The sequence below is a fragment of the Pseudomonas sp. D4-21 genome (assembly GCF_051132125.1).
Taxonomy (GTDB): Bacteria; Pseudomonadota; Gammaproteobacteria; order Pseudomonadales; family Pseudomonadaceae; genus Aquipseudomonas.
In genome coordinates this window covers 4,835,129-4,859,182 of the sequence record NZ_CP071664.1, presented here as the reverse complement: position 1 = coordinate 4,859,182, position 24,054 = coordinate 4,835,129, and the positions used below count along the sequence as shown (strand labels likewise).

The 24,054-nt window shown below is 62.6% G+C and carries 22 protein-coding genes; 11 read left to right on the top strand and 11 right to left on the bottom strand.

All coding sequences use genetic code 11. The features are described from left to right. Positions 1–179 precede the first annotated feature (179 nt). Positions 180–1,508 carry a tRNA (N6-isopentenyl adenosine(37)-C2)-methylthiotransferase MiaB gene (gene miaB / locus J3Q04_RS21890; protein WP_420767318.1) on the bottom strand — a complete coding sequence of 443 codons (1,329 nt, stop codon included), beginning with the start codon at positions 1,506–1,508 and terminating at the stop codon, positions 180–182. A gap of 132 nt (positions 1,509–1,640) precedes the next feature. Here miaB and J3Q04_RS21885 point away from each other — a divergent pair, with 132 nt between their 5' ends. Beyond that, positions 1,641–1,970, top strand: coding sequence for a DUF1820 family protein (locus J3Q04_RS21885; protein ID WP_003185742.1), 330 nt, complete (start codon positions 1,641–1,643; stop codon positions 1,968–1,970). 141 nt (positions 1,971–2,111) lie between these two features. Here the strand turns inward: J3Q04_RS21885 and J3Q04_RS21880 are convergent, their stop codons facing one another. From J3Q04_RS21880 to J3Q04_RS21865, 4 genes are all read right to left on the bottom strand, one after another. Further along, the gene (locus tag J3Q04_RS21880) at positions 2,112–2,666 is read right to left on the bottom strand and encodes a tetratricopeptide repeat protein (RefSeq protein ID WP_420767317.1); all 555 of its coding nucleotides are present in this window, start codon (positions 2,664–2,666) and stop codon (positions 2,112–2,114) included. Between the two features lie 218 nt (positions 2,667–2,884). After that, a complete protein-coding gene (gene hemL / locus J3Q04_RS21875; protein ID WP_434609412.1) occupies positions 2,885–4,168 on the bottom strand; it encodes a glutamate-1-semialdehyde 2,1-aminomutase in 1,284 nt (427 codons plus the stop codon). A gap of 26 nt (positions 4,169–4,194) precedes the next feature. Next, positions 4,195–4,821 (bottom strand): thiamine phosphate synthase, encoded by a 627-nt coding sequence (thiE, locus tag J3Q04_RS21870; protein WP_434609415.1) that lies wholly within the window; start codon positions 4,819–4,821, stop codon positions 4,195–4,197. A gap of 15 nt (positions 4,822–4,836) precedes the next feature. Further along, entirely contained in the window at positions 4,837–5,634 is a 798-nt protein-coding gene (locus J3Q04_RS21865; protein WP_434609417.1) for a hydroxymethylpyrimidine/phosphomethylpyrimidine kinase, read from the bottom strand. Positions 5,635–5,933: 299 nt separating this feature from the next. Between J3Q04_RS21865 and J3Q04_RS21860 the strand changes: the two genes are divergently transcribed. From J3Q04_RS21860 to J3Q04_RS21845, 4 genes are all read left to right on the top strand, one after another. After that, entirely contained in the window at positions 5,934–8,318 is a 2,385-nt protein-coding gene (locus tag J3Q04_RS21860) for a 7TM diverse intracellular signaling domain-containing protein (RefSeq protein WP_434562156.1), read from the top strand. Between the two features lie 74 nt (positions 8,319–8,392). Then, complete coding sequence (locus J3Q04_RS21855) at positions 8,393–10,042, top strand: acyl-CoA dehydrogenase family protein (protein ID WP_434609420.1); 1,650 nt, start codon at positions 8,393–8,395, stop codon at positions 10,040–10,042. 160 nt (positions 10,043–10,202) lie between these two features. Continuing rightward, entirely contained in the window at positions 10,203–11,702 is a 1,500-nt protein-coding gene (amn, locus tag J3Q04_RS21850; protein ID WP_434609422.1) for an AMP nucleosidase, read from the top strand. A gap of 138 nt (positions 11,703–11,840) precedes the next feature. Then, entirely contained in the window at positions 11,841–12,407 is a 567-nt protein-coding gene (locus J3Q04_RS21845; protein ID WP_434611509.1) for a pseudouridine synthase, read from the top strand. Here the strand turns inward: J3Q04_RS21845 and J3Q04_RS21840 are convergent. After that, entirely contained in the window at positions 12,402–12,611 is a 210-nt protein-coding gene (locus tag J3Q04_RS21840) for a DUF2788 domain-containing protein (RefSeq protein WP_003228500.1), read from the bottom strand. The genes J3Q04_RS21845 and J3Q04_RS21840 overlap by 6 nt on opposite strands. 252 nt (positions 12,612–12,863) lie before the next feature. Next, on the bottom strand, positions 12,864–13,343 hold the full coding sequence (locus J3Q04_RS21835) for an Lrp/AsnC family transcriptional regulator (protein WP_039594083.1): 480 nt from the start codon (positions 13,341–13,343) through the stop codon (positions 12,864–12,866). A gap of 413 nt (positions 13,344–13,756) precedes the next feature. Here J3Q04_RS21835 and J3Q04_RS21830 point away from each other — a divergent pair, with 413 nt between their 5' ends. Then, positions 13,757–14,761, top strand: coding sequence for a DUF6515 family protein (locus tag J3Q04_RS21830; RefSeq protein ID WP_434562160.1), 1,005 nt, complete (start codon positions 13,757–13,759; stop codon positions 14,759–14,761). A 178-nt stretch (positions 14,762–14,939) separates the two neighbouring features. Here J3Q04_RS21830 and J3Q04_RS21825 read toward each other — a convergent pair whose 3' ends face one another. Further along, the gene (locus tag J3Q04_RS21825; protein ID WP_420767310.1) at positions 14,940–15,833 is read right to left on the bottom strand and encodes a cation diffusion facilitator family transporter; all 894 of its coding nucleotides are present in this window, start codon (positions 15,831–15,833) and stop codon (positions 14,940–14,942) included. Positions 15,834–15,860: 27 nt separating this feature from the next. Continuing rightward, positions 15,861–16,280: a polyribonucleotide nucleotidyltransferase gene (locus tag J3Q04_RS21820; protein ID WP_420767309.1), complete on the bottom strand. Its 420-nt coding sequence runs from the start codon at positions 16,278–16,280 to the stop codon at positions 15,861–15,863. Between the two features lie 95 nt (positions 16,281–16,375). Here J3Q04_RS21820 and hrpB point away from each other — a divergent pair, with 95 nt between their 5' ends. Beyond that, complete coding sequence (gene hrpB, locus J3Q04_RS21815; RefSeq protein WP_434609425.1) at positions 16,376–18,892, top strand: ATP-dependent helicase HrpB; 2,517 nt, start codon at positions 16,376–16,378, stop codon at positions 18,890–18,892. A gap of 148 nt (positions 18,893–19,040) precedes the next feature. Here hrpB and J3Q04_RS21810 read toward each other — a convergent pair whose 3' ends face one another. Further along, the gene (locus J3Q04_RS21810) at positions 19,041–20,120 is read right to left on the bottom strand and encodes an endonuclease/exonuclease/phosphatase family protein (protein WP_434609427.1); all 1,080 of its coding nucleotides are present in this window, start codon (positions 20,118–20,120) and stop codon (positions 19,041–19,043) included. Then, positions 20,117–20,776 carry a hypothetical protein gene (locus J3Q04_RS21805; RefSeq protein ID WP_420767306.1) on the bottom strand — a complete coding sequence of 220 codons (660 nt, stop codon included), beginning with the start codon at positions 20,774–20,776 and terminating at the stop codon, positions 20,117–20,119. The genes J3Q04_RS21810 and J3Q04_RS21805 overlap by 4 nt, the downstream gene beginning before the upstream one ends. A gap of 178 nt (positions 20,777–20,954) precedes the next feature. Here J3Q04_RS21805 and J3Q04_RS21800 point away from each other — a divergent pair, with 178 nt between their 5' ends. The 4 genes from J3Q04_RS21800 to yedA all read left to right on the top strand — a co-directional run bounded on the left by J3Q04_RS21800 (position 20,955) and on the right by yedA (position 24,011). After that, entirely contained in the window at positions 20,955–21,710 is a 756-nt protein-coding gene (locus J3Q04_RS21800) for a DUF2076 domain-containing protein (RefSeq protein WP_434609429.1), read from the top strand. 128 nt (positions 21,711–21,838) lie between these two features. Then, positions 21,839–22,318, top strand: coding sequence for an NYN domain-containing protein (locus tag J3Q04_RS21795; RefSeq protein WP_030140338.1), 480 nt, complete (start codon positions 21,839–21,841; stop codon positions 22,316–22,318). 21 nt (positions 22,319–22,339) lie between these two features. Further along, positions 22,340–22,951 (top strand): 3'-5' exonuclease, encoded by a 612-nt coding sequence (locus J3Q04_RS21790; protein ID WP_420767304.1) that lies wholly within the window; start codon positions 22,340–22,342, stop codon positions 22,949–22,951. A gap of 157 nt (positions 22,952–23,108) precedes the next feature. Further along, positions 23,109–24,011, top strand: coding sequence for a drug/metabolite exporter YedA (gene yedA, locus J3Q04_RS21785; RefSeq protein ID WP_420767303.1), 903 nt, complete (start codon positions 23,109–23,111; stop codon positions 24,009–24,011). Positions 24,012–24,054: the final 43 nt, after the last annotated feature.

Below are 24,054 nucleotides of genomic sequence, written 5' to 3'. Positions count from 1 at the left end.
TCAAGGATAACGCCAGTAGGCTGGGTGCGAAAGGTCTTAAGCGGCGCAATCTGACAACAGGACCTACACAGCCCATTGTGGGAGCGAGCCTGCTCGCGAAAACGGTCTTGTATTCAGCGCATGTGTTGGCCGATAGACCGCTTTCGCGAGCAGGCTCGCTCCCACAGGGATCTGTACAGTTACTGCACCAGCGAACCCCGCAGCGAGTGCGGTTGCGCGGCGTCGATGTGTACGTCGGCGAACTGGCCGATCAGGGCTGGCGTGTCGCAGCGGAAGTTGACGATACGGTTGTTTTCCGTACGCCCCTGCAATTCGCCCGGGTCTTTTTTCGAGTAGTCGGTGACCAGGATCCGCTGGATCGAACCGACCATCTGTCGGCTGATTTCAAAGCCCTGTTGGTTCAAGCGGTGCTGCAAAGCATTGAGCCGCTCCTTCTTCACTTCCTCGGGCGTCTCATCCGCCAGGTCGGCCGCCGGCGTGCCGGGGCGCTGGCTGTAGACAAAGGAATAGGAGAAGTCGAAGCCCACGTCTTCGATCAGCTTCATGGTCTGCTGGAAATCCTTCTCGGTTTCGCCAGGGAATCCGACGATAAAGTCCGAGCTGATGCAGATCCCTGGCACTGCGGCGCGCAACTTGCGCAGTTTGGATTTGTACTCCAGCGCCGTGTGGTTGCGCTTCATCGCTGCGAGGATTCTGTCCGAACCCGATTGCACCGGCAGGTGCAGGTGCTTGACCAGCTCGGGAACTTCGGCGTGGGCCTGGATCAGGCTGTCGGAAAACTCCAACGGATGGGACGTGGTGTAGCGGATCCGGTCGATACCGTCCACCGCCGCCACGACGCGGATCAACTCGGCGAGGTCCGCCAGGCGACCGTCGTGGGTCAGGCCGCGATAGCCGTTGACGTTCTGCCCCAGCAAGGTCACTTCACGCACGCCGTTTTCCGCCAGGTGGATGATCTCGGCGATCACGTCGTCGAACGGCCGGCTGACCTCTTCGCCGCGGGTATAGGGGACCACGCAGAACGTGCAGTATTTGCTGCACCCTTCCATCACCGACACATAAGCGCTGGGGCCGTCGATGCGCGGCTCGGGCAGGTGGTCGAACTTTTCGATTTCGGGGAACGAAACGTCGACTTGGGGCAATTTGGTCACGCGCGCCGCGTCGATCATTTCCGGCAGGCGGTGCAGGGTCTGGGGGCCGAAGACCACGTCCACGTACGGCGCGCGGTCACGAATGGCCGCGCCTTCCTGGCTGGCGACGCAGCCGCCGACCGCGATGACCATTTCCGGGTTGGCCAGCTTCAGTTCACGCCAGCGGCCCAGTTGGGAATACACCCGGTCCTGGGCGCGTTCGCGGATCGAGCAGGTGTTGAGCAGGATCACGTCTGCGTCTTCGGCGCGGGCGGTGACTTCCAGGGCCTGGTGTTCACCCAGCAGATCGACCATGCGCGAGCTGTCGTACTCGTTCATCTGGCAACCGTGGGTTTCGATGTAAAGCTTCTTGGCCATGGACGGATCATCACGTGATTCAAAGAACCGCGCATTATAGGCAACAAGTCCCCCGGTTCCTACCGCTGCGCGAGCAGTGGCTATGCTATAGTTCGCGCCCTCATTTTTACCCGCCGATGTGTTTCGCCAGCCATGACCAAACGTGAAGCTCCAATCTACAAGGTGATTTTCCTCAACCAGGGCCAGGTGTTCGAGATGTACGCCAAGCAGATCTATCAGAGTGATCTGTGGGGCTTTCTGGAAGTGGAAGAGTTCGTCTTTGGCGAGCGCACACAAGTGGTCGTCGACCCAAGCGAAGAAAAGCTCAAGGCACAATTCGAAGGTGTGGTGCGCAGCTTCGTGCCGATGCATTCGATCGTGCGCATCGATGAGGTCGAGCGCCTTGGCACTCCGAAAATCAGCGAAGCCCGCGGCGCGGTCGGCAATGTGATGCCGTTTCCGATGCCGATGCCTGAGAAGTAGGGTTCAAGACCGGGTTGCTCCCAATCGCGAGCAGGCTCGCTCCCACAGTAAATCGCAGGTGAGCGCAAATCCTGTGTCGCCAGAGAGCCAACTGTGGGAGCGAGCTTGCTCGCGATGAGGCCTTCAAGGCCAGAACATTAATCAGGGCAGTGGCGAGAACGGCGTGCGTCCGTCGGCGTTCTGCAATTCCATCAGGTATTTGCGAAAAATCTGCCCCAGCACCTGGGTGGCCACTTCCAGCTCGTCGCGGGGCATCTGCTCGGCGACTTCGTCGGCGGTGTCCAATGCCTCTTCGGCGCCGTTGACCGCCGCCATCTTCAAGACGATATACGCCTGGACATTGTTGGCCGGTACGCCTTCGCCATGGAAGAACATGCCGCCAAGCTTGAACTGCGCCTGGGCGTGGCCTTGTAGCGAGGCTTTTTCGAAATAGTTGAGGGCCAGCTTGAGGTCGCGGGGCGCGGCCTTGCCGTCGTAGTAGAACTCGCCCAATTCATATTGCGCTTGGGCATCGCCCTCGTCGGCCGCTTTTCGACAGGCGTCAAGTGCCGGTGCGAGATCTTGTGGCTGGGTGTTGAGGGTGCAACGGCCCATCGCCGGGATCAACAACGAGTTACCGCCTGCCTGTGCATGAGCGAGCAGGGGCTGAAGGAGCAACAGGCAGCCCAAGGCAAGGGTGCGGCCGGTGCGGTTCATGGGAATCGACTTACCTCTGAGGGGCGCGTGGACCCTTCGGGGGATCCAATAAGCGCGCATTATGAAATAAGCGGGGCCATCCTTACAAAGTCTTTACTCGTTTTTCTGCTGCAAAGGAACCGCAACGACGGTTTGTTGGGCAGATATGTAGGAAAAGGCACGGTGGGTTATGGGCAATAACTGACGCTGGTGTCAGCCAGCGTCAGTTATCCACAGGCTTATTTCAGTGCCGCGAAGGCTCGTTCAGCCGCGTCGAGGGTAATTTTCAGTTCCGCCTCGCCATGGGCGATGGAGGTGAAGCCGGCTTCGAAGGCGCTTGGCGCCAGGTAGACGCCGCCTTCGAGCATCAGGTGGAAGAAGCGCTTGAAGCGGTCGGCGTCGCTGGCCATCACGTCGTCGAAGGTCACGATGTCATCGGCGCCGCTGAAATACAGGCCGAACATGCCGCCGGCCTGGGTGGTCACAAACGGAATGCCGGCCGCGTCGGCGCGCACCTGCAGGCCATCGAGCAGGCGCGTGGTGAATTCGGTCAGTTCGGCGTGGAAGCCCGGGCGGCTGATCAGGCGCAGGGTGGTCAGGCCAGCAGCCATCGCCAACGGGTTGCCCGACAGCGTGCCGGCCTGATAGACCGGGCCCAGCGGCGCGATGCATTCCATGATGGCGCGTTTGCCGCCGAAGCAGCCTACGGGCATGCCGCCACCGATGATCTTGCCGAAGGTGCTCAAATCCGGCGTCACGCCATAGTGGGCCTGGGCGCCACCAAGGGCGACACGGAAGCCGGTCATCACTTCATCGAAAATCAGCACCACGCCATGCTGGTCGCACAGGCTGCGCAGACCTTCGAGAAAGCCTGGCGCCGGCGGCACGCAGTTCATGTTGCCGGCCACCGGCTCGACGATGATGCATGCCACCTCCTGACCGACTTCGCCGAGCATCTTCTCGACTTCTTCAAGGTCGTTGAACGGCAGGGTCAGGGTGTGCTTGGCAAATGCCGCTGGCACGCCCGCCGAGCTCGGAACGCCTTGGGTCAGGGCGCCGGAACCGGCCTTGACCAGCAGGCTGTCGGAGTGGCCGTGGTAGCAGCCTTCGAATTTGATGATGCTGTCGCGGCCGGTGTAGCCACGGGCCAGGCGGATCGCGCTCATGGTCGCTTCGGTGCCGGAGCTGACCATGCGCACCATTTCCATCGACGGCACGATGGAGCAGACCAGGTCCGCCATCTCGGTTTCCATCGCCGTCGGCGCGCCATAGGACAGCCCGTGCTCCAGCTGCTGGCGCACCGCATCCAGCACGTCCGGATGGCTATGGCCGAGGATCATCGGCCCCCACGAGCCGACGTAGTCAACGTAGCGCTTGTCGTCTTCATCGGTGACATACGCGCCTTCGGCGTGCTTGAAGAACAGCGGTGTGCCGCCGACGCTCTTGAACGCGCGAACAGGCGAGTTCACGCCGCCGGGGATATGTTTCTGGGCGTTGGCAAACAGGGTTTCGGAACGGGACATGGTAGGGCTCTCGAAAACGGAAATGACTATTTGATGTGCAGCAGGTCGTTGAAGGCGCGGGCGCGGCGCGTCACCTCAGCGGTGCTGTCGGCGCCGAACAGGCCGTGGACCACCGCAAGCAGGTCGACCCCATGGGCCACCAGCGGGGCGGCGTTTTCCAGGGTGATGCCGCCGATGGCGCAAACCGGTATATGCAGTTTGATGCGGGCCTGTTCGAGCAGTTCAAGGTTTGCGCTGGGTGCCCCAGGCTTGGTGCTGGAGTTGAAGAAGCGCCCGAACGCGACGTAGCTGGCGCCTTCGTTGACGGCCTGTTCGGCCAACTCCAGGCTGGCGTGGCAGGTTGAGCCGACGATTGCCTTGTGGCCCAGCAACGCCCGCACCGGCGCCAACGGGCCATCGGTCTGGCCCAGGTGCACGCCGACGCCCAGGCGCGCGGCCAATTCGGCGTCATCATTGATGATCAGTTGGGTCTTGTAGCGCTCGCACAGGTTGCGCAGGGCCTCGGCCTCACGAAGGCGGCGGGCCTCGTCGCTGCTTTTGTCGCGGTACTGCAGCAAGGTCACGCCGCCTTCCAGCGCGGCTTGCACATAGGCTAGGAACTTGCCGGCCAGCAGTTGGCTGTCGGTCACGGCATAAAGGCCACGTAATTTCATTCCACGGCTCCTGTGCTACGAGCAGAAATCCAGCGGTAGGCGACGCGGTACGAACTGGCCTTTTCCCAGTTGTTCGGCATCGCGCAGCGTGCGCCACGTGTAGTCCACGGCTGTCTTGACCGCGCTGGAGAGTTGTTCGCCCTGGGCCAGTCGGCCGGCGATGGCGCTGGCGAGGGTGCAGCCGGAGCCGTGATAACTGCCGGGCAAGCGCTGGCAGGTGAACGTTTCGCGGTGTCCGTCGCGGCTGTACAGGCGATTGTGGACTTCATGCTCGTCGCCATGGCCGCCGGTGATCAGCAGGTGCTTGACGAAGGGCAGCAGTTTTTCGGCGCATTCATCGGCGCTGCCTTCGGGCAGTTCGGCGAGGATGCGTGCTTCAGGCAGGTTGGGCGTGGCGATGGTGGCCAGGGGCAGCAGGCGCTCGCGCATGGCGTAGCCGACTTCATCCTTGCCCAGCCGTCCGCCACCGCCGGCGCGCAGCACCGGGTCGCAGACCATCGGCAACTGCGGGTGTGCCTGGAGCAGCTCGACCACGGTGTCGACCATTTCCAGCGAGCCGAGCATGCCCAGCTTGACCGCCGCGACGGGGGAGTCGTTGAGCACGGCATTGGCTTGCGCCAGCACCCACTCGCGATCCAGCACGCGGAAATCGCTGACGTTGACCGTGTCTTGCACGGTCAACGCAGTAACGGCCGGGGCGGCATGACATCCCTGGGCAAGCAGGGCTTCGATATCTGCCTGCAAGCCGGCGCCACCACTGGGGTCGTGGCCGGAGAGACAGAGGACAACGGGGCGAGAGCTGTAGATATTCATGGTGCGCGAGCTTATCACCAAACCTCTTTTATCGGTGATTGGGCTCAGAGGGTTTTGTTGGCGACCACTTTTGTGCTTCACCAATTGGCAACCTGACCAAAGCAACAGCTCTATCTCAATGGTTGGCGCTGAGACGCCCGTGCTAGAGCCTTTTGTCGGAAAAATTTCCGTGGTGCAAATTGGCCATCAACGGCTATGCTAGAGATGGATCCAACCAATAACAGGTAATGCCGGTTTTACGTCTACTCAGGGAATGGGGGGCTTCCTGACTCAACCGGACAGGCCACGCTGGGGCTTAAATGCGCTATTTGCTGATGTTGCTGCTGTGCTTGTCCCCCTTGGCAAGTGCGCTCGAATTCGATGAATCAACCCAAAGCCTGCCTTTGGGCCACGCTTTGCAAGTGTTGGAAGACCCCAGTGGCACGGCCTCCATCGATGAGATTCTGGCCCAGGCCGCGGCCGGTCGTTTCAAGCCCCATGACAAAGCCACGCTGAACGCCGGTTACTCACGTTCGGCGTTCTGGTTGAAAGTGGACCTGCACTATCGTCCTGCCAATCCCGATGCCCAGCGGACCTGGTTGCTGGAGCTGGCGTATCCGCCGCTGGATCATCTGGACCTGTACTTGGCCGACGGCAGCGGAGCCTATCGCCTGGTCCGCCAGACGGGCGATGCTCTGCCTTTTGCCAGTCGCGAGGTCCGCCAGAACAATTACCTGTTCAGCCTGGACTTCCAGCCGGATCAACGCCAGGTCGTGTACTTGCGTCTGCAAAGCCAGGGTTCGATCCAGGCGCCGTTGACGCTGTGGTCGAGCACGGCGTACCTGGAGCAGCAGCCGGTGCGCCTGTATGTGTTGGGGATCATCTATGGCGTGCTGCTGGGGATGCTGGTCTACAACCTGTTCATTTACCTGAGCGTGCGCGACACCAGTTATTTGTACTACATCTTCTATATCGCCTCGTTCGGTCTGTATCAGTTGTCGGTCAATGGCGCGGCGGTGGAATATTTCTGGCCGGACAATCCCTGGTGGGCCAATGCCGCAACGCCGTTCTTCATCGGCTGCGCGGGGCTGTTCGGCAGTCAATTCGCCCGCAGCTTCCTGCAGACCTCACAACACAGTCGCTGGCTCGATCGACTGCTGCTGGCGCTGATCGCCTACAGTGCCGTGGTGGTAGGGCTGTCGCTGATGACCAGCTACGCCTTGGCCCTGCGCCTGGCGACGGCGTTGGCCCTGGTATTTACCGTGGTGATTTTCGCCGCCGGGCTGTTCGCCTGGTGGCGTGGCCTGCGGGTGGCTCGTTATTTCATTATCGCCTGGTCGGCGTTCCTGCTGGGGGGGATCGTCAACACGATGATGGTGCTCGGTTACCTGCCGAACATCTTCCTGACCATGTATGCCAGCCAGATCGGTTCTGCCATCGAGGTGGCATTGTTGTCCCTGGCCCTGGCGGACCGCATCAACGCCATGCGCGAGCAGCAGGCCCAGACGCTGTTCGACGCCGGACAGAAACTGGAAGTGCTCAACCAGCAATTGGCCCACGGCAACAAACTCAAGGATGAATTCCTCGCCACCCTCACCCATGAATTGCGCACCCCGATGAACGGTGTGATCGGCTCCCTGGAGCTGATGGAAACCGTCGAGATGGACGAGGAGCTGACCCAGTATCAACAGACCGCCGCCGGTTCGGCGCGGGACATGATGCGCATGGTCAACGGCATCCTCACCCTTACCGAGTTGCAGGCCGGCAAGCTCAAGGTCTACCCGACGCCGTTCAGCCTGCGTGGTGTGATTGATGCCCTGCAGGTGCAGTTCGGTGCCAACGCGGCGGCCAAGGGTTTGGACTTCAAGGTCGACATAAGCCCCAGCCTGGCGGATCGGTTGGTGGGAGACAGCGCTAAATTGGCCCAGTGCCTGGAATGCCTGCTGGATAACGCTATCAAGTTCACCCGCTCGGGTGGCATCGCCCTGCGGGTCAGTGGACGACCGTCGGAGCTCGATCGCCTGGTGCTGTCATTCGCGGTGATCGACACCGGCATCGGTTTCACCGATCTTGGCGAGGCGACGTTGTACCAGCGTTTCTTCCAGCTCGATGGCTCGATGACGCGCGAGTACGGGGGGCTCGGCGTAGGCTTGGCGATCTGCCGCCAACTGGTCGAATTGCTCGACGGGCGCCTGACTCATATTTCCGAGCCGGGGCGCGGCAGCCGTTTCCAGCTGGACGTGGAATTCGAAATCGCCTTGCCAGTGGAGGTCCCGACGCCTTTTTCGTTCGGTGGGCGCCGGGATTCCCGCCAGCCCCAGGACTGCACGGTACTCCTGGCGGACGACAACCCCGTCGATCAATTGGTCATGCGAGGCATGTTGCTCAAGCTGGGCTATCGGGTGCGCACCGCCGACAACGGTCGGGCGGCCCTGGACCTGCTACAGGGCGAGAGTGTTGACGCGGTGCTCCTCGATTGCCATTCGGCGCCATTGGACGGGGTGTCGCTCTGCTGCCAGATACGAGCGCTGTCCGGTTGTGAGGACCTGCCCGTGCTGGTAGTCAGTCCGAACCTCGAACAGGAGCGATGCCCGTCTGGAGCGTTGATCGACTATCTGAGCAAACCGGTGAAGTTCGAGGTGCTCCAGGCGATTCTGCAGCGACGGGTGCTTTGTCCGAAACAGGGTGAAAGCGCCGATATTTAGGCGGATATGCCACTTTGATCGACCTAGAGGCGGTGCTTAACTGATCCTCTGCTGGCCGACCGAGGAGCCCCGTCATGAACTTGCATCAGTTCGCCGAAACCCACGACGTCACCAATCAGCCGCCGTCCTTGGACGGCGCCAACCTGTACCGCATCGATCTGCCGTTGCAACAGTGGTCCCAGCGTTTCGGTGCCGGTTGGGCGCAGGCGCGGATCGATGCCTACGGTGCGTTGGCCGGCGGGCCGTTGATGGAAGCGGGGTTCCTGGCCAACCAGAACACGCCGGTGTTTTCCAGTCATGACCGGTATGGCCATCGCATCGACCTGGTGGAGTTTCATCCCGCGTATCACGAGTTGATGCGCACCGCCGTCGAGCACGGCTTGCCCAGCCTGCCGTGGGCTCATCCGCAACCCGGCGCCCATGTCGCCCGTGCGTCGATGACCTACCTGCACAGCCAGGCCGAAGCCGGCACCGGTTGCCCGTTGACCATGACTTTCGCCAGCGTGCCGGCCCTGCGCCTACAACCGGACTTGGCCGAGCGCTGGGTGCCGAAGGTGCTCGCCACCGAGTACGACCCGCGCAACGTCGGCATCGCCCACAAGGCCGGGGTCACGATTGGCATGGCGATGACCGAAAAACAAGGCGGCACCGACGTGCGGGCCAACACCACCAAGGCGTATCCGGTAGGCGCCAGCGGGCCTGGCCAGGCCTACGAACTGGTGGGGCACAAATGGTTCTGTTCGGCGCCGATGTGCGACGCTTTCCTCACCCTGGCCCAGACCGACAAGGGCCTCACCTGTTTCCTGCTGCCGCGCCATCGCCCGGACGACACGCGCAACCAGTTCTATATCCAGCGACTGAAAAACAAGCTGGGCAACTGTTCCAATGCATCCAGCGAAGTGGAGTTTCGCGGTGCGCTGGCCTGGATGGTCGGGGAGGAGGGCCGAGGCGTGCCGACGATCATCGAGATGGTTGCCATGACTCGCTTCGATTGCATGGTCGGCTCCAGCGCGCTGATGCGCCAGGCGCTGACCCAGGCCAGTCATCACTGCGCGCACCGCAAGGTCGGCGGCAGAGTATTGAGCGAACAGCCATTGATGCAAAACGTGCTGGCCGACCTGGCGCTGGAAAGCGAAGCCGCGCTGGCCCTGAGCCTGCGCATGGGGCGGGCGCTGGACCACTTGAACGACGACCACGAGGCCAAGTTCGCCCGACTGGTGACGGCGGTGGGCAAATACTGGATCTGCAAGCGCGCCCCCGCGATGATCAACGAAGCCGCCGAGTGCATGGGCGGCGCCGGCTACGTCGAAGACAGCATCCTGCCTCGCCTGTATCGTGAGGCGCCGGTCAATTCGACTTGGGAAGGCTCCGGCAATGTGCAATGCCTCGATGTGTTGCGGGCCCTGTCCAAGGAACCGGGCGTACTGGAAGTGCTGTTCAACGAACTGGGCGATGGCCATGGCGATAAACGCCTGGCCCGCCACATCGACCAATTGCACGCGGCATTCAAAGACACCGACGACATCCAATACCGCGCCCGGCAATTGACCGAAGACATCGCTGTTGGGCTGCAGGCGCGATTGCTGCTCGAAGCGGGCAACAGCGACGTCAGCGATGGGTTCATTGCCAGTCGCCTTGGGGCCGGCGCCAGGGTCTACGGCGCATTGCCCCGAGGCTTGAATGTGGAGGCCATCGTCGCTCGCTCGACCCCACAGGGTTTCTAAAAAGGGCTCAGTTCGGCACATGACCCTGTGGGAGCGAGCCTGCTCGCGATAGCGTCGGCACAACCAACCTTCCCAGTGCCTGACACACCGCTATCGCGAGCAGGCTCGCTCTCGCAATACCCATACGCCACTGTTCCCGTCGGACCACGATGCAGGCAAGATGAAGGCCTGCAAGTCAGAACACAGGAAGCTGATCGTGACCGAAGCGTTTATTGTCGTTCAAACCGCCGAGCAAGCCGTGGATCGGCTGGCGGCCCTGCACGAGCGTGCGACCACTGCGCTGAACCAGGCGCTCAAGCGGTATCTCAAGGACCGCATCGAGCCGAATGCCGAGCAACGGGCCTTGTTTCGCTATCCGGCCCTGCGCCTGACCTACCATTGCCACGGCGAGGTCCCGCAAACCACCCGCGCCTACGCCAAGGTCCAGTTGCCCGGCACCTACAGCGTCACCGTCACCCACCCGGCCGCGTTCCGTAAGTACCTGCTGGAACAACTCGTTCCGTTGATGCACGACTTCACTGTCACCGTCGAAGTGGGCGTCAGCGAGCAGAACATTCCGTACCCGTACGTGGTGGAGCAGGGCGATGAGCTGGCCGGCTCCGGTGTGACCGCCGCCGTGCTGGCGCGGGTTTTCCCCAGCACCGACCTGTCGGCCGCCACCGATGGCATCGCCGACGGCCTCTACGATTGGGAAAACACCGACCCGCTGCCCCTGGCGCTGTTCGACGCCGCGCGGGTGGATTTTTCCCTGCGTCGGCTGGTGCATTACACCGGCAGTGACTGGCGCCATGTGCAGCCGTGGATCCTGCTGACCAACTACCACCGTTATGTCGACCAATTCATCGTCCATGGCCTGGAGCAATTGCGCAGCGACCCGCGCTTCGTGCGCATGGTGCTGCCGGGCAACGTGATCATCGACAAGAACATGGACCACGGCGAAGCCTCGGCCATCGCCGCGGGTGTGGTCTGGCACCGCTACCAGATGCCGGCCTATCACTTGCAGGCCAGCGATGGCCATGGCGTAACCCTGGTGAACATCGGCGTCGGGCCGTCCAACGCCAAGAACATCACCGACCACCTGGCCGTGCTGCGTCCGCATTGCTGGCTGATGATCGGCCACTGCGGCGGCCTGCGACAATCCCAGACTATCGGCGACTACGTGCTGGCCCACGCCTATATGCGCCGCGATGGCATCCTCGACCGCGTCGTGCCGCCGAACATCCCGATCCCGGCCCTGGCCGAAGTGCAACTGGCGCTTCAGCAGGCGGCGGCGAACATCACCGGCGAGAAAGGCGACGAGCTGAAAAAGCGCCTGCGCACCGGCACCGTGCTGACTTACGACGATCGCAACTGGGAGCTGCGCTGGGCCCAGGAGAGACCGTTGATCAACCTCTCCCGCGCCGTCGCGGTGGACATGGAAAGCGGCACCATCGCTGCCCAGGGTTATCGCCTGCGGGTGCCTTATGGCACGTTGCTTTGCGTTTCGGACAAACCGCTGCACAGCGAGATCAAGCTGCCGGGCTCGGCCAACGCGTTTTATGAGCGGGCGGTCAACCAGCATTTGAAGATCGGCATCGCGGCGCTGGACCTGCTGCGCAACGAACTCAACTCGTTGCACTCGCGCAAACTGCGCAGTTTCGATGAGCCGCCGTTCCGCTGATCAGGTGGTGGTCATTTAACGGTCGGGCCACTAGCATGGTCGGCCCAGACCGTTAGATGTTTCACTGCCATGCCCCGACCGCCCCGTCCCGTTTCCCGCCGCCCTGGCGCAAAGCCCTCAGCCTCCGCCCCGCGCCGCGTGGCCAAGGCGCCGCCGTCCGAGCCGAAGCTGATCCTGTTCAACAAACCCTTTGACGTGCTGACGCAGTTCAGCGACGGCGAAGGGCGCGCCACGCTCAAGGATTTTATCGACGTGCCCGGCATCTACCCAGCCGGTCGGCTGGACCGTGACAGCGAAGGGCTGTTGTTACTCACCAACGACGGGCAATTGCAGGCGCGAATCGCCGACCCCAAGCACAAACTGGCCAAGACGTATTGGGTACAAGTCGAGGGGGAGCCGAGCGACGAACAGCTGCAGCGCTTGCGCGATGGCGTGGAATTGAACGACGGCATGACGCTGCCGGCCGAGGCCCGCCAACTGGACGAACCGCAGTTGTGGCCGCGCAACCCGCCGGTGCGTTTTCGTAAAAGCGTGCCGACGAGCTGGCTGGAACTGGTGATCCGCGAAGGGCGCAACCGCCAGGTACGCCGCATGACTGCCGCCGTGGGATTGCCGACTCTGCGGCTGGTGCGGGTCAGGATCGGCGATTGGACGATCGAAGGGCTCGACCAGGGCCAGTGGAAGGAAGTACCGGCGCGCTTATAACGCGCCGGATTCGATCAGGCCGATCACCACGCTCTTGATGATGAACGCCGCGACGCCCAGGCCCAGCACAAAAAACAGGATGAACGAACCAAAGCGCCCGGCCTTGGACTTCTTCGCCAGGTCCCAGACGATGAAACCCATGAAAATGATCAGGATGCTGACCAGGCCGGTCATCATCCACTCTTCGAAAACAGCAGGATCCATCGGGGCACTCCGGCATTGGCGGGGTTGTAAAGGCGCGGCGAGTATACGGCATGGGGGCGGGGCGCAGGATTGGGCTGCGGCGGTGTGTCGCAGCTATTCATCGCAAGCTGGAGCTTTTTGTGGCGAGGATGCATGCTCCCGCTGGGTTGCGCAGCGACCCCAAAAAGATTTGACCGGTTCCTGATTGCCAGTGGGCCGGTTTGCGACTGCTGCGCAGTCGAGCGCGAGCAAGCTCGCTCGCCACAAAAGCGGTCAGCTGCGCAGATGTGTCAACGGCAGTTCGGTGCTGTTGAGCACCTGGTTCAACACGAAACTCGACCGCACGCTGGTGACCCCTTCGATTCGGGTCAGATGCCCCAACAGCAATTTCTGATAGTGGTCCATGTCCGGCACCACCACCTTGAGCTGGTAGTCTGCATCGATGCCGGTGACCAGGCTGCATTCCTGTACTTGCGGCAGGTTGCGGATCGCGGCTTCGAAGGTCTCGAAGCGATCGGGGGTGTGGCGATCCATGCCGATCAGCACGTAGGCGGTGAGGCTCAGGCCCAGCATCTTGCGATCGAGCAGGGCAACCTGGCGGGTGATATAGCCGTCGTCTTCCAACTGCTTGACCCGCCGCGAGCACGGTGAGGGCGAGAGGCCGATGCGTTCGGCCAGTTCCTGGTTGGAGATACGTGCGTCGCGCTGCAATTCCGCCAGAATACTCAGGTCGTAACGGTCAAGTTTGCTCATCGAGCGGGCCTTTATTCGGTTAATTGCGTTGGATTATCCATCCTGAGGTAAAAATTGCGCAAGTGGAGTTTATTCGAGCAATCTTCGCAATCGCCTGCCGATGCCTCGGGCCTATGCTTATCACCAAGATCACTGCTCGGACAAACAGTCCAGTGCAGCCCGCCCAATCCGGCCGGCTGCGGTCGCAGTACCCACCGGTACTGGCAGACCCCCGAGCTGCACACTGTCCAGAAGACGGCGTGAGGTGAGCCGACGTCAAAAGCGTCGAGCACGGACTAGATTCTCAAGGGGAGGCCGACGGGCCTCCCTTTTTTATGCCTGCGAAATAAACCCCGCTGCTGATAACCTATCGCCGAACCGGCCTGGGCTTTTCCAGTCTTACGTCCAGGCCCCGAACCGTTGTGAGGAATTTCATGAAGTCGCGCATCTGGCGTTTGGCAGGTGTTGGTCTGTTGTGGGCAAGTGTCAGTGCGCAGGGGGTGGCCGACGATCAGCAAAACCGTGGCGGCCCGGACGGTGACCGCGGGCAGAACGGACGAGGCGGCAACGGCCAGGGTTATTCAGGGCAACCCAGGCAGCAAAGCAACGAGATCATCCGGGGCGATAACAGCCGACAGTTCGAGGTCAGGCCGCAAAACCCGGGTGGACAGCAATATGAGCGTCCACCGCAGGACCCCAACAGTCACGGCCGCCCACCGCAACAGCCGGGCAACAACCTGCCGATCCAGGGCCGGCCCGACAGCGTGAACCAGACCCGTGAACCGCAACCGGGCTACTACCGCGACATCCCGCGCCGCAACGATGGCTACCCCAATGGCGGGCCTCGTCCCGGTCATGAGGGGCGTCCCGAGCAGCACTGGCCCGGCCGGCCTGACGGCCATGGCAACGGCTGGGGGCCGGGGCCGCAATATCGCCCGGGTTATGTGATCGATCGCTTCCCGGATCGCAATTATCGTGTGCCTTATCGCGGCCACGATTATTTCTACTCCGGTGGCTACTGGTATCGCCCTCAAGGGCCGCGTTATGTCGTGGTCCAGCCGCCACGGGGCATTCGCACCCGTTATCTGCCCGATTATGCCCGCGAGGTCTGGATCGGCAGTTCGCTGTTCTTCCTCGCCGCCGGCGCCTATTACATCTACGAAGCCAATACCCAGGACTACGTCGTGGTCGACGCGCCGGTCGCCAACCCGCAGCCGCAACCGCAGGGCAACAGTTTTGATGTGGTGGCTTATCCGGCCAACGGCCAGTCCCGGGAACAGGTCAACCAGGACGGCTACGATTGCTATCGCTGGGCGGTGCAGCAGAGTGGGTTCGACCCGCGCAACTACACCTACCCGCCAGCGCCGGAGGTGGTGCAGACCTATCGCCAGGCGCAGGGCAATTGCTTGAGCAGCCGTGGGTATCAGGTGACGTACTGAGGCGTGGCAAAGATCGTGCGGACGCTGCTTTTTGTGGCGAGGGGATTTATCCCCGCTGGGGTGCGAAGCGGCCCTGAACCACCGCCTCGGTGTGCCAGGCAGATTGAGTTGGCTGCTTTGGGACTGCTTCGCAGTCCAACGGGGATAAATCCCCTCGCCACAAGTTTGTGTGCACGAGCTAGGCGCTGGCGCGCTTCACCACTTCCGACGGATCGGCATGCACCAGCACTTCGGCCTTCGGATAAGCACGCTGGATCGCATCGGCGGCCTGGTCGCTGATGCCGTGGGCCACTGACAGGGTCAGTTCCCCCGGCAGTTCCAGGTGCAGTTGCACGAACCAATGGTTGCCGGAGACCCGCGTGCGCAGGTCATGGGCGCCGATCACGCCGGGCACCGCGCAGGCCAGCTCGAGCATGCGTTGGCTGACGTCGGGCGGCAACTCCTCATCCATCAGCACCGCGAAGCTTTCCCGGGCGATCTGGATCGCGCTCCACAGGATGTATACCGCGATCCCCAGGCCGAACCATGCGTCGAGCTGATACCAACCGAACCCGGCCAGGACCAGCGCCACCAGGATGCTGCCATTGAGCAACAAATCCGAACGGTAATGCAGCGAGTCGGCGCGCACGGCATTGGAGCCGGTGGCGCGGATGACCCGATGCTGCAGCGCCAGCAGGGCCAAGGTCAGCAACAGGGAAAACACGATCACGCCGACGCTGAGCCAGGGCGCGTCCACGGGCACCGGGTCCTTCAGCCGCTCGAAAGCCTGCAACGCGATCAATACCGCGCTGCCGCCGATAAACAGCGCCTGGGCCATGCCGGCCAAGGATTCGGCCTTGCCATGCCCGTAGCGGTGATCTTCATCGGCGGGGCGCAGCGCGTAATGCACCGCCAGCAGATTGAGCAGCGAGGTGACGCCGTCCAACGCCGAGTCGGTCAGGCCGGCGAGCATGCTGACCGAGCCGCTGAGCCACCAGCCCAGCGCCTTGGCGACGATCAGCACGAGCGCCACGGCCACCGATGCCCGGGTGGCCATGCGCAGCAGGCGAGCGTGTTCGGTGCGGGTGGTCATGGCGCGGTCTTCCTTGGGCTGCGCCTCTTATGCGGCGGGTTTGAGGCCGAACGCGGCCAGTTGCTGGACGTTGCCCTTGTGCTGGATAAGACGTGGGTCATCCAGCGGGAAACTGCGGCCTAGCTCGCTTTCCAGGATCGCTTGCAGCTTGTGGTTATTGACCGTGCCGTCGGGGTTGATGGCCGGCTTGAGTTTTTCTGGCTCGATCTGGACGCTGCGGCCCGGCTCGAAATAGATCGCGCCGGTGGCGAAGTCCACGGCGAAGGCGATCAGGCCGGGGATGATGTAGAACAGCAGGCCAACGGCATCGAGCGCGGCGATGGCCGGGTCGATCTTGCCTTCGATCTGGCCGCGACGGTCCGGGTAGAAGATCGAGCCGCACGCGCTGATCTGGGTCAGCAGGGTGGCGACCAGGACGCCGCCGATCACGCGAAAGGGAATACGCATAGCAATCTCCTGAGCAGGTATGGGCGTTGCTGGTTGGAGTCCAGACCACGCCAAACAGTTCGCCGTTATACTCGGCCCTCTGTTTTGGAGCCAGCATGATTTCTTTGCCGATTGATGAAGTTTTACCCGCGCTGCGCCAAGCCCTGGCCTCGCGCCACGAAGCGGTGCTCGAAGCGCCCCCCGGCGCCGGTAAAACCACCCGTGTTCCCTTGGCCCTGCTGAACGAGCCTTGGCTGGCCGGGCAGACCATCCTCATGCTCGAACCCCGGCGCCTGGCGGCACGGGCGGCGGCCGAGCGCCTGGCCAGTGAGCTAGGGGAAAAGGTCGGTGAAACCGTGGGCTACCGGATTCGCCTCGACAGCAAGGTGGGCCCCAACACGCGCATTGAAGTGGTCACCGAAGGCATTCTCACCCGCCGCCTGCAGGACGATCCGGCGCTGGAAGGCGTGGGGCTGCTGATTTTCGACGAATTCCACGAGCGCAGTCTCGACGCCGACCTCGCCCTTGCCTTGAGCCTCAATGGCCGGGAGCTGTTTCGCGAAGACCAGCCACTGAAAATTCTGCTAATGTCCGCGACCCTGGAAGGCGAGCGCCTGGCGGGATTGCTGGACGACGCGCCGATCCTGCGCAGCGAAGGTCGGATGTTCCCGGTGACGGTGCGTTGGGGCCGGCCGTTCCAACCTGGGGAATTCATCGAGCCGCGACTGGTGCAGACCGTGCTCGAAGCGCTGCACGACGAAACCGGCAGCGTGCTGGTGTTCTTGCCCGGGCAAGCCGAAATCCGCCGGATTCATCAACAATTGGCCGACGCCCTTGGCGACGGCGGCAACGTGTTGCTGTGCCCGTTGCACGGTGAACTGGACCTGACGGCCCAGCGCGCCGCCATCGATCCAGCACCGCCCGGGCTGCGCAAAGTCGTGCTGGCGACCAACATCGCCGAGACCAGCCTGACCATCAATGGCGTGCGGGTGGTGGTGGATGCCGGGCTCGCCCGCGTCCCGCGTTTCGATCCGGGCAGCGGCATGACCCGCCTGGACACCCAGCGCATCTCCCGCGCCAGCGCGACCCAGCGGGCCGGCCGTGCCGGACGCCTGGAGCCGGGGGTGTGCTATCGGCTGTGGTCCGAAGACCAGCACGAACAACTGGCCGCTTATGGCAGCGCCGAAATTCTTTCGGCGGACCTGGCCGGGCTGGCCCTGCAATTGGGGCGCTGGGGCGTTACGCCGCAGCAATTGGTGTGGCTCGACGTCCCGCCGACTGCCGCGTATGCCCAGGGCCAAGACCTGTTGCAACGTCTCGGCGCACTCGATGGCGGCCAACTGACCCGCCACGGCCAGGCCATGGCCGAACTGCCGGCTCATCCGCGAATCGCCCACTTGCTGTTGCGCGGCCAGGGGCTGGGGCTGGCGGACATGGCCTGCAACGTCGCCGCGTTGTTGGGCGAGCGCGACATTCTTCGCGGCGCCGGCGCGGACCTGCATAGTCGCCTGGCCTTGCTCTCCGGCGAGGTACGGGCGGCACGCGGCGCCCAGGGTGGCGTGCAGCGGGCGCGGCAATTGGCCCGGCAATATCGCGGTTACTTGCGGGGCAAGGCTGGGGAAGCCGTGGCCGATCCCGATCATCCACGTTGGCTCGGCGCGCTGCTGGCGCTGGCTTACCCGGATCGCGTCGCCCAACAGCGCCGGCCCGGCGGCGCGGAGTATCGCCTGGCCAACGGTCGTGCGGCGCTGTTTGCCGAGGCCGACAGCCTGATGAAGCAACCCTGGCTGGTCATTGCCGATTTGGGCAGCCGCCAAGGCCAGCGCGAGGAGCGGATTTATCTGGCGACGGATTTCGACCCGACGCTGTTCGACTCGGTGCTGGCCGAGCAGGTGCATACGGTCGACCAGCTGGACTGGGATGAGCGCGAAGGCGTACTGCGCGCCGAGCGCCAGCGCAAGGTCGGCGAGCTGGTGCTCAGTCGCGAGCCGTTGACCGGGCTGGAGGAAACGGCCCGCAGCCAGGCGCTGGTCAACCTGGTGCGGCGCAAGGGCCTGGAATTGCTACCATGGACGCCGGAGTTGCGGCAATGGCAGGCGCGGGTGGCGCTGTTGCGTCGCCTCGATGTGGAGAGCAAGGGCCAGAGCGAATGGCCGGACGTCAGCGATGCCGCACTGCTGAGCAGTCTCGAACATTGGTTGATGCCGTACCTGGGACGGGTGTCGCGGCTCAGTCATTTAGCCAACCTTGATCTGTCGAGCATCGTCCATAACCTGCTGCCCTGGCCACTGCCGCAACGCTTGGATGAACTGGCGCCGCACCACTTGAGCGTGCCCTCGGGATCGTCGATCCGCCTGGACTACAGCGAACATCCGCCGATCCTCGCGGTGCGCTTGCAGGAACTCTTCGGCCTGTCTGACACCCCGCGCATTGCTGGGGGGCGGCAGGTGGTCAAGTTGCACCTGCTGTCGCCGGCTCGTCGGCCCGTGCAGGTGACCCAGGACCTGGCGAACTTCTGGCGCAGCACCTACGCCGAGGTAAAGAAGGACCTCAAGGGACGGTATCCCAAACATTACTGGCCGGATGATCCGCTGGTGGCGCAGGCAACGGCGCGGGTCAAGCCGCGCAAGTGAACTGATGCCATGCCTGAGGTTTGAAACACTACCCCTGTGGGAGCGAGCCTGCTCGCGAAGAGGTCGGCACATTCAACATGTTCGTCGACTCTGATGCCGTCTTCGCGAGCAGGCTCGCTCCCACAGAGGGCTCCCGCAAGGTGTTTGATCAGGGCATCGCCGGCAACAAAAACCGCGCGATCACCGGCAAATGATCGGAAATGCGCAACGTGTCGTCCTGTCGGACCTGGGCTTCGACCCGTTTGAGGCTTGGGCTGTAGAACAGGTAGTCGACGGTGCGGTCGGGGCCGTTGAGGCCGGGGTCGTTGGGGTAGTGGGTCAGCCAGTGCGTGCGGTCGATACCGCTGGCCTCGTTGTTGGTGGGGATCATCGGGTATTTGTCCCACAGCAAATGTAGCTCGCTGTCCGCGGAGTAGGGCGAGCGCTGTTCGATTGACAGACGCCGGTATTGGCCCAGGGGCAACAGGTTGAAATCGCCCCCGATCAGCCAGGGCGTGCCAGCGGACTCGAGCTTGTCGAGGGACTTGGAAATGGCTTCGACCTGCCTGCGCGCCGTGTCGTGCGGCTGCGTGGCTCGCTCCAGGTGCGTATTGAGCACCGCCAGTTGACCGCCGCCGTTAAGGGCCAGGTAACTCACGAGCAAGGCGTTTTTCGGCTGGAACTGACGGCTGATGAAGTTCCCATCGGCCACCGGCAATTGCACCCGCTCGGCATGGTCGATGCGGTAGCGGCTCAGCGTCGCCAGCTGTCGGCCGACGCTGCCGAAGATACGCGGATCGGGAATGAAGTCGGCTTTCCAATCGAAGGCGCTGGTGCCGCACGGGTAGAGGTCGGCCAGGCGTTCCTGCAACAGCTTGAGCTGGTCCTGGTACTCGCTGGCCTTGGCGCCGTTGTCCAGTTCCTGGAGCAAGACCACGTCTGGTTGCTCGTCGCGAATGACCCGAGCCACTTCATCCAGACTGAAGGCCATGTCTTCAGGAGTCGGGCTTTCATCGTTGCCCTGGGCCAGGTCGTGCCAGAACACATAGCGCTTGCCGGCCAGGAACTGGACGTTCCAGGTCATGACTTTCAAGGCCTGGCCGGGTATCAGCGGCGCGGCGTTGGCGGCGCAGCTGACGGGCAGCGTTTCCCGGGCCTGTGGACGCCAGGTCAGGCCATAAACCGAAAAGGCGCCGATTCCGACAATCAACAGCAGGCCCAGCAGGGCGTATCGCAGCAGGCGGGTCATGGCTCAGGTTTTTCTGCAATCAACATGAACATTCGGAACAGCACCACCGTAGTGAACAATTGCAGGAAGCTGTGGATGCTGTCGATCAGCAAACTGACCAAGGGGTTTTGCGGCGGCGGATACACCGAGACGCTGGCGCCCTTGAGCAGCCACAGCGGGATCATCACGGCCAGGATACACAGCAGGATCCGCCAGAAATGACCGCGGCTCATGCGCAGGCTTTCCTTCATCGCGGCCAGTGGTGCCAAGCCTTTGAGTACCACCAGATACTCACCAAAGGCGAGGACAACCATCAGCCAAAGCCCTGGCAGGAAATACAACGAGATGCCAATCAGGATCAACAGCGTATTGAGGGCGGTCAGCAAGGCAAAGCGTGGCCATTGTAGGAGCGAGGCCGCGAGCAGGTCGCGAGGGCGGGGGGCTTCGCCACGACTGCGGGCGTCAAGAAACAGAATCAACGCCGCGGTGTACAGCGGGTATACCAACAGCCCGACGATCACGCTGTAACCGGAAAAGCCCTCGGCCCCGACGGCGCTGTCCACCCCTTGTTGCAGCACGGCTTCAAGTATCACCAGCGGCAGGCACAACTGGGCGATCCGGCCCAGATGGCGCTTGAAAAAATACAAGGAGTCACGCAGTACTTCTAACGGATTCATGGGTCGGTATCGCAGTTCAGAAAAGCGGTCCGACACTTTACCCATCAGCTGCCCGCATAAACAAACGTAAACATCAGGTAAAGACCATTGAAAGCGTCTTGGCGGGCCCCATTACAAACGGGCGCCGGTCTTTTGCGGACCGGCCTGGTTTTTTATTCGGCAATCTGATGAGGTCGCCATGAACAGCGAAGAACAAACCCTGATCGATGGACTGTTTTCACGGTTGCAACAGGCCGAAAAGGATTCAGTCCCGCGCGACGCGCAGGCTGAGGCGCGGATCAAGGAGCATTTGGCCAAGCAGCCTGCGGCGGGCTATTTCATGGCCCAGGCGATCCTGGTGCAAGAGGCGGCGATCAAGCGACTGGACGAGCAGAACAAGCAACTCGCCCAGCAGGTCGAGCAATTGCAAGCCGAGTTGCAGCAGGCGCGCAACCAGGCATCGGCGCCAAGCGGTGGCGGTGGCTTTCTTTCAAGCATCTTCGGCGGCAGCAACCGAGATTCACGTCCCGCAAGCGCGCCGGCACCCAGCGGTGGCGGCTGGCGCGAACCGGCACGGCCATCTTTTAATACACCGACACAGCAAGGCTTCGGCGCAGCGCCCGGCAACTATGGCGCGCCGCCGCAGCAAGCCCCAGCGGCGGGCAGCTTCCTGGGCGGTGCGCTGAAAACCGCAGCGGGCGTGGCCGGTGGCGTGATGCTGGCGCAAGGCATCAGCAGCCTCTTCCATAGCAATCAGCCTCAGGAAATCGTCGAGATTCTCAAGGAAGAACCGGCCCAACCCGTCAACGACACGGTTGATAACAGTGGCAACGGTTGGGGCGATGACTCGCGCACGGCCGACAACAGTACCTACGACAACGACCCGGGCGGTTTCAGCGACGCGGATTACAGCGACGATTCGTCCTTCTTCGGCGACGACGACTCCTTCGTCTGACCTGCCATTCGTCCGAGGCGCCCAGCCGCCTCGGGCCGATTATTCGCGGAACATTCCTTGAGGCTGGCATACTGGGCGACTTTTCGGGCCTGGTGGCCTGCGCGCGTGTGCACTCATGAGGAAACGCGGTGAAAAAAATCGCAGTGTTCGCCGATGTCCAGAACCTCTATTACACCGTGCGCCAAGCCTACGGCTGCCATTTCAACTATGCGGCGTTGTGGGCTGATGTCAGCAAACAGGGTCAGATCGTCGAGGCCTATGCCTATGCGATCGATCGCGGCGACAGCAAGCAACAACAGTTCCAGCAGATCCTGCGCAACCTGGGTTTCACCGTGAAGCTCAAGCCCTATATCCAGCGCAGCGACGGCTCGGCCAAGGGCGACTGGGACGTGGGCATCACGCTGGACATCATGGACGCCGCCGATCACGTCGATGAGGTGGTGCTGGCCTCCGGCGACGGCGATTTCGACATGCTGCTCGAACGCATCATCAGCAAGCATGGCGTGCAGGCGGTGGCCTACGGTGTACCGGGGCTGACCGCCAACTCGCTGATCCGCGCCGCCAGCCGCTACGTGCCCATTGAAGGCGCGCTGCTGCTCAAGAACTGATCTTCAAGGAGCCCCACAGGTTTGGAACGCATCGCAGTCATCGACTTTGAAACCACCGGCATCACCCCGAGCAGCAGCTGCCGGGCCACCGAAATCGCCGTGGTGATCCTTGAACGGGGCCGGATCGTCGACCGTTATCAGAGCCTGATGAACGCGGGCGTTCGCGTCCCCGCCTTCATTGAACAGCTCACCGGCATCAGCAACGCCATGTTGCGCAGCGCACCCCCGGCGGAAAAAGTGATGAACGAGGTCAACGAATTCGTCGGCATCACGCCGCTGCTGGCCCACAACGCCGCGTTCGACCAGAAGTTCTGGGATTTCGAATTGGGACGCATCAAGCGCACCCGCTTGCAGAACTTTGCCTGCTCGCTGTTACTGGCCCGGCGCTTGATGCCAGCGGCGCCGAACCACAAGCTTGGCACCCTCAACACTTTCGCCGGCTTGCCTCACACCGGCCAGGCTCACCGCGCCATGGCCGACGCCGAAATGGCCGCCAACCTCACCGCGCACCTGGCCTCGGAACTGCGAGAAAAGCATGGGCTGCGGGCGTTGTCCCATGACTTGCTGTGCAGCTTGCAAAAAGTGCCGGCGGCGAAGATCAACGAACACCTCAAACGCCATCGCGGGTTCTGAGTACACCGCGAAACCTTCCCACAGGATGGGTCGTGTTGATCTGAGATCTGTCGTGTCTTGAAAAGTGTATGGCTCGGATAAACAGATTTTGTAACTTAATTTCTGTCGATCGCCTTTTTAGAATGACAGGTTTCATCGTCCTGACTTCGAGCTGAACATGCCTGGCCCACGCCGTTTCCCCTTGCCTCTGATCGCTGCTTTTTTTGCCTTGTACGTCATCTGGGGCTCGACCTACCTGGTGATTCGCATTGGCGTCGAGCATTGGCCGCCGTTGCTGCTGGCCGGGATTCGCTTCGTGATCGCCGGATCGCTGATGTACGGCTTCCTGCGCTGGCGCGGGGCGCCGGCACCGACCTGGGCGCAATGGAAGGCCGGGGCGCTCATCGGCGTGCTGTTGCTGACGTTCGGCAATGGTGCGGTGAGCATCGCCGAGCACATGGGCGTGGCGTCGGGGGTGGCGGCGTTGGCCGTGGCGACGGTGCCTTTGTTTACCTTGCTCTGTGGATATTTCTGGGGCGCGCGTAATACCCGTCTCGAATGGGCCGGTATTGTGTTGGGATTGATCGGCATCGCCATGCTCAACCTGGGCTCCAACCTGCAATCGAGCCCGTTGGGGGCGGCCTTGCTGGTGTTCGCGGCGGCTTCCTGGGCCTTCGGTTCGGTACTGAGCAAACATCTGCCGTTGCCGGCGGGAGCGATGGCCAGCGCCGTGGAGATGCTGGTGGCCGGCGTGGTGCTATTGATCGGCAGCTTTGCCAGCGGCGAACGTCTGGACCACATGCCGCCGCTGGAAGGCTGGTTCGCGCTGGTCTACCTGATCGGTTTCGGTTCGATCATTGCCTTCAACGCCTACATGTATCTGCTCAAGCATGTGCGCCCGGCCGCGGCCACCAGCTATGCCTACGTCAACCCGGCGGTGGCGGTGTTGCTGGGGATCGTCTTCGCCGGTGAGACCATTGGTATCGAGGAAGCCTTGGCGATGCTGGTGATCATCAGCGCCGTGGTGCTGATCGGTTTGCCCCAGTGGCGCAAGCCCAAGCCCGCACCGGCCGAATCCTGATTTAGGGTAAACTGCCGCGCATTGCACACCCTGCGCTGATTTT

Excerpts from the sequence above, each read along its gene's own strand:
- miaB (WP_420767318.1), bottom strand. The coding sequence starts at position 1,508 with ATGGCCAAGAAGCTTTACATCGAAACCCACGGTTGCCAGATGAACGAG.
- J3Q04_RS21885 (WP_003185742.1), top strand. The coding sequence starts at position 1,641 with ATGACCAAACGTGAAGCTCCAATCTACAAGGTGATTTTCCTCAACCAG.
- J3Q04_RS21880 (WP_420767317.1), bottom strand. The coding sequence starts at position 2,666 with ATGAACCGCACCGGCCGCACCCTTGCCTTGGGCTGCCTGTTGCTCCTT.
- hemL (WP_434609412.1), bottom strand. The coding sequence starts at position 4,168 with ATGTCCCGTTCCGAAACCCTGTTTGCCAACGCCCAGAAACATATCCCC.
- thiE (WP_434609415.1), bottom strand. The coding sequence starts at position 4,821 with ATGAAATTACGTGGCCTTTATGCCGTGACCGACAGCCAACTGCTGGCC.
- J3Q04_RS21865 (WP_434609417.1), bottom strand. The coding sequence starts at position 5,634 with ATGAATATCTACAGCTCTCGCCCCGTTGTCCTCTGTCTCTCCGGCCAC.
- J3Q04_RS21860 (WP_434562156.1), top strand. The coding sequence starts at position 5,934 with ATGCGCTATTTGCTGATGTTGCTGCTGTGCTTGTCCCCCTTGGCAAGT.
- J3Q04_RS21855 (WP_434609420.1), top strand. The coding sequence starts at position 8,393 with ATGAACTTGCATCAGTTCGCCGAAACCCACGACGTCACCAATCAGCCG.
- amn (WP_434609422.1), top strand. The coding sequence starts at position 10,203 with ATGAAGGCCTGCAAGTCAGAACACAGGAAGCTGATCGTGACCGAAGCG.
- J3Q04_RS21840 (WP_003228500.1), bottom strand. The coding sequence starts at position 12,611 with ATGGATCCTGCTGTTTTCGAAGAGTGGATGATGACCGGCCTGGTCAGC.
- J3Q04_RS21835 (WP_039594083.1), bottom strand. The coding sequence starts at position 13,343 with ATGAGCAAACTTGACCGTTACGACCTGAGTATTCTGGCGGAATTGCAG.
- J3Q04_RS21830 (WP_434562160.1), top strand. The coding sequence starts at position 13,757 with ATGAAGTCGCGCATCTGGCGTTTGGCAGGTGTTGGTCTGTTGTGGGCA.
- J3Q04_RS21825 (WP_420767310.1), bottom strand. The coding sequence starts at position 15,833 with ATGACCACCCGCACCGAACACGCTCGCCTGCTGCGCATGGCCACCCGG.
- J3Q04_RS21820 (WP_420767309.1), bottom strand. The coding sequence starts at position 16,280 with ATGCGTATTCCCTTTCGCGTGATCGGCGGCGTCCTGGTCGCCACCCTG.
- hrpB (WP_434609425.1), top strand. The coding sequence starts at position 16,376 with ATGATTTCTTTGCCGATTGATGAAGTTTTACCCGCGCTGCGCCAAGCC.
- J3Q04_RS21810 (WP_434609427.1), bottom strand. The coding sequence starts at position 20,120 with ATGACCCGCCTGCTGCGATACGCCCTGCTGGGCCTGCTGTTGATTGTC.
- J3Q04_RS21805 (WP_420767306.1), bottom strand. The coding sequence starts at position 20,776 with ATGAATCCGTTAGAAGTACTGCGTGACTCCTTGTATTTTTTCAAGCGC.
- J3Q04_RS21800 (WP_434609429.1), top strand. The coding sequence starts at position 20,955 with ATGAACAGCGAAGAACAAACCCTGATCGATGGACTGTTTTCACGGTTG.
- yedA (WP_420767303.1), top strand. The coding sequence starts at position 23,109 with ATGCCTGGCCCACGCCGTTTCCCCTTGCCTCTGATCGCTGCTTTTTTT.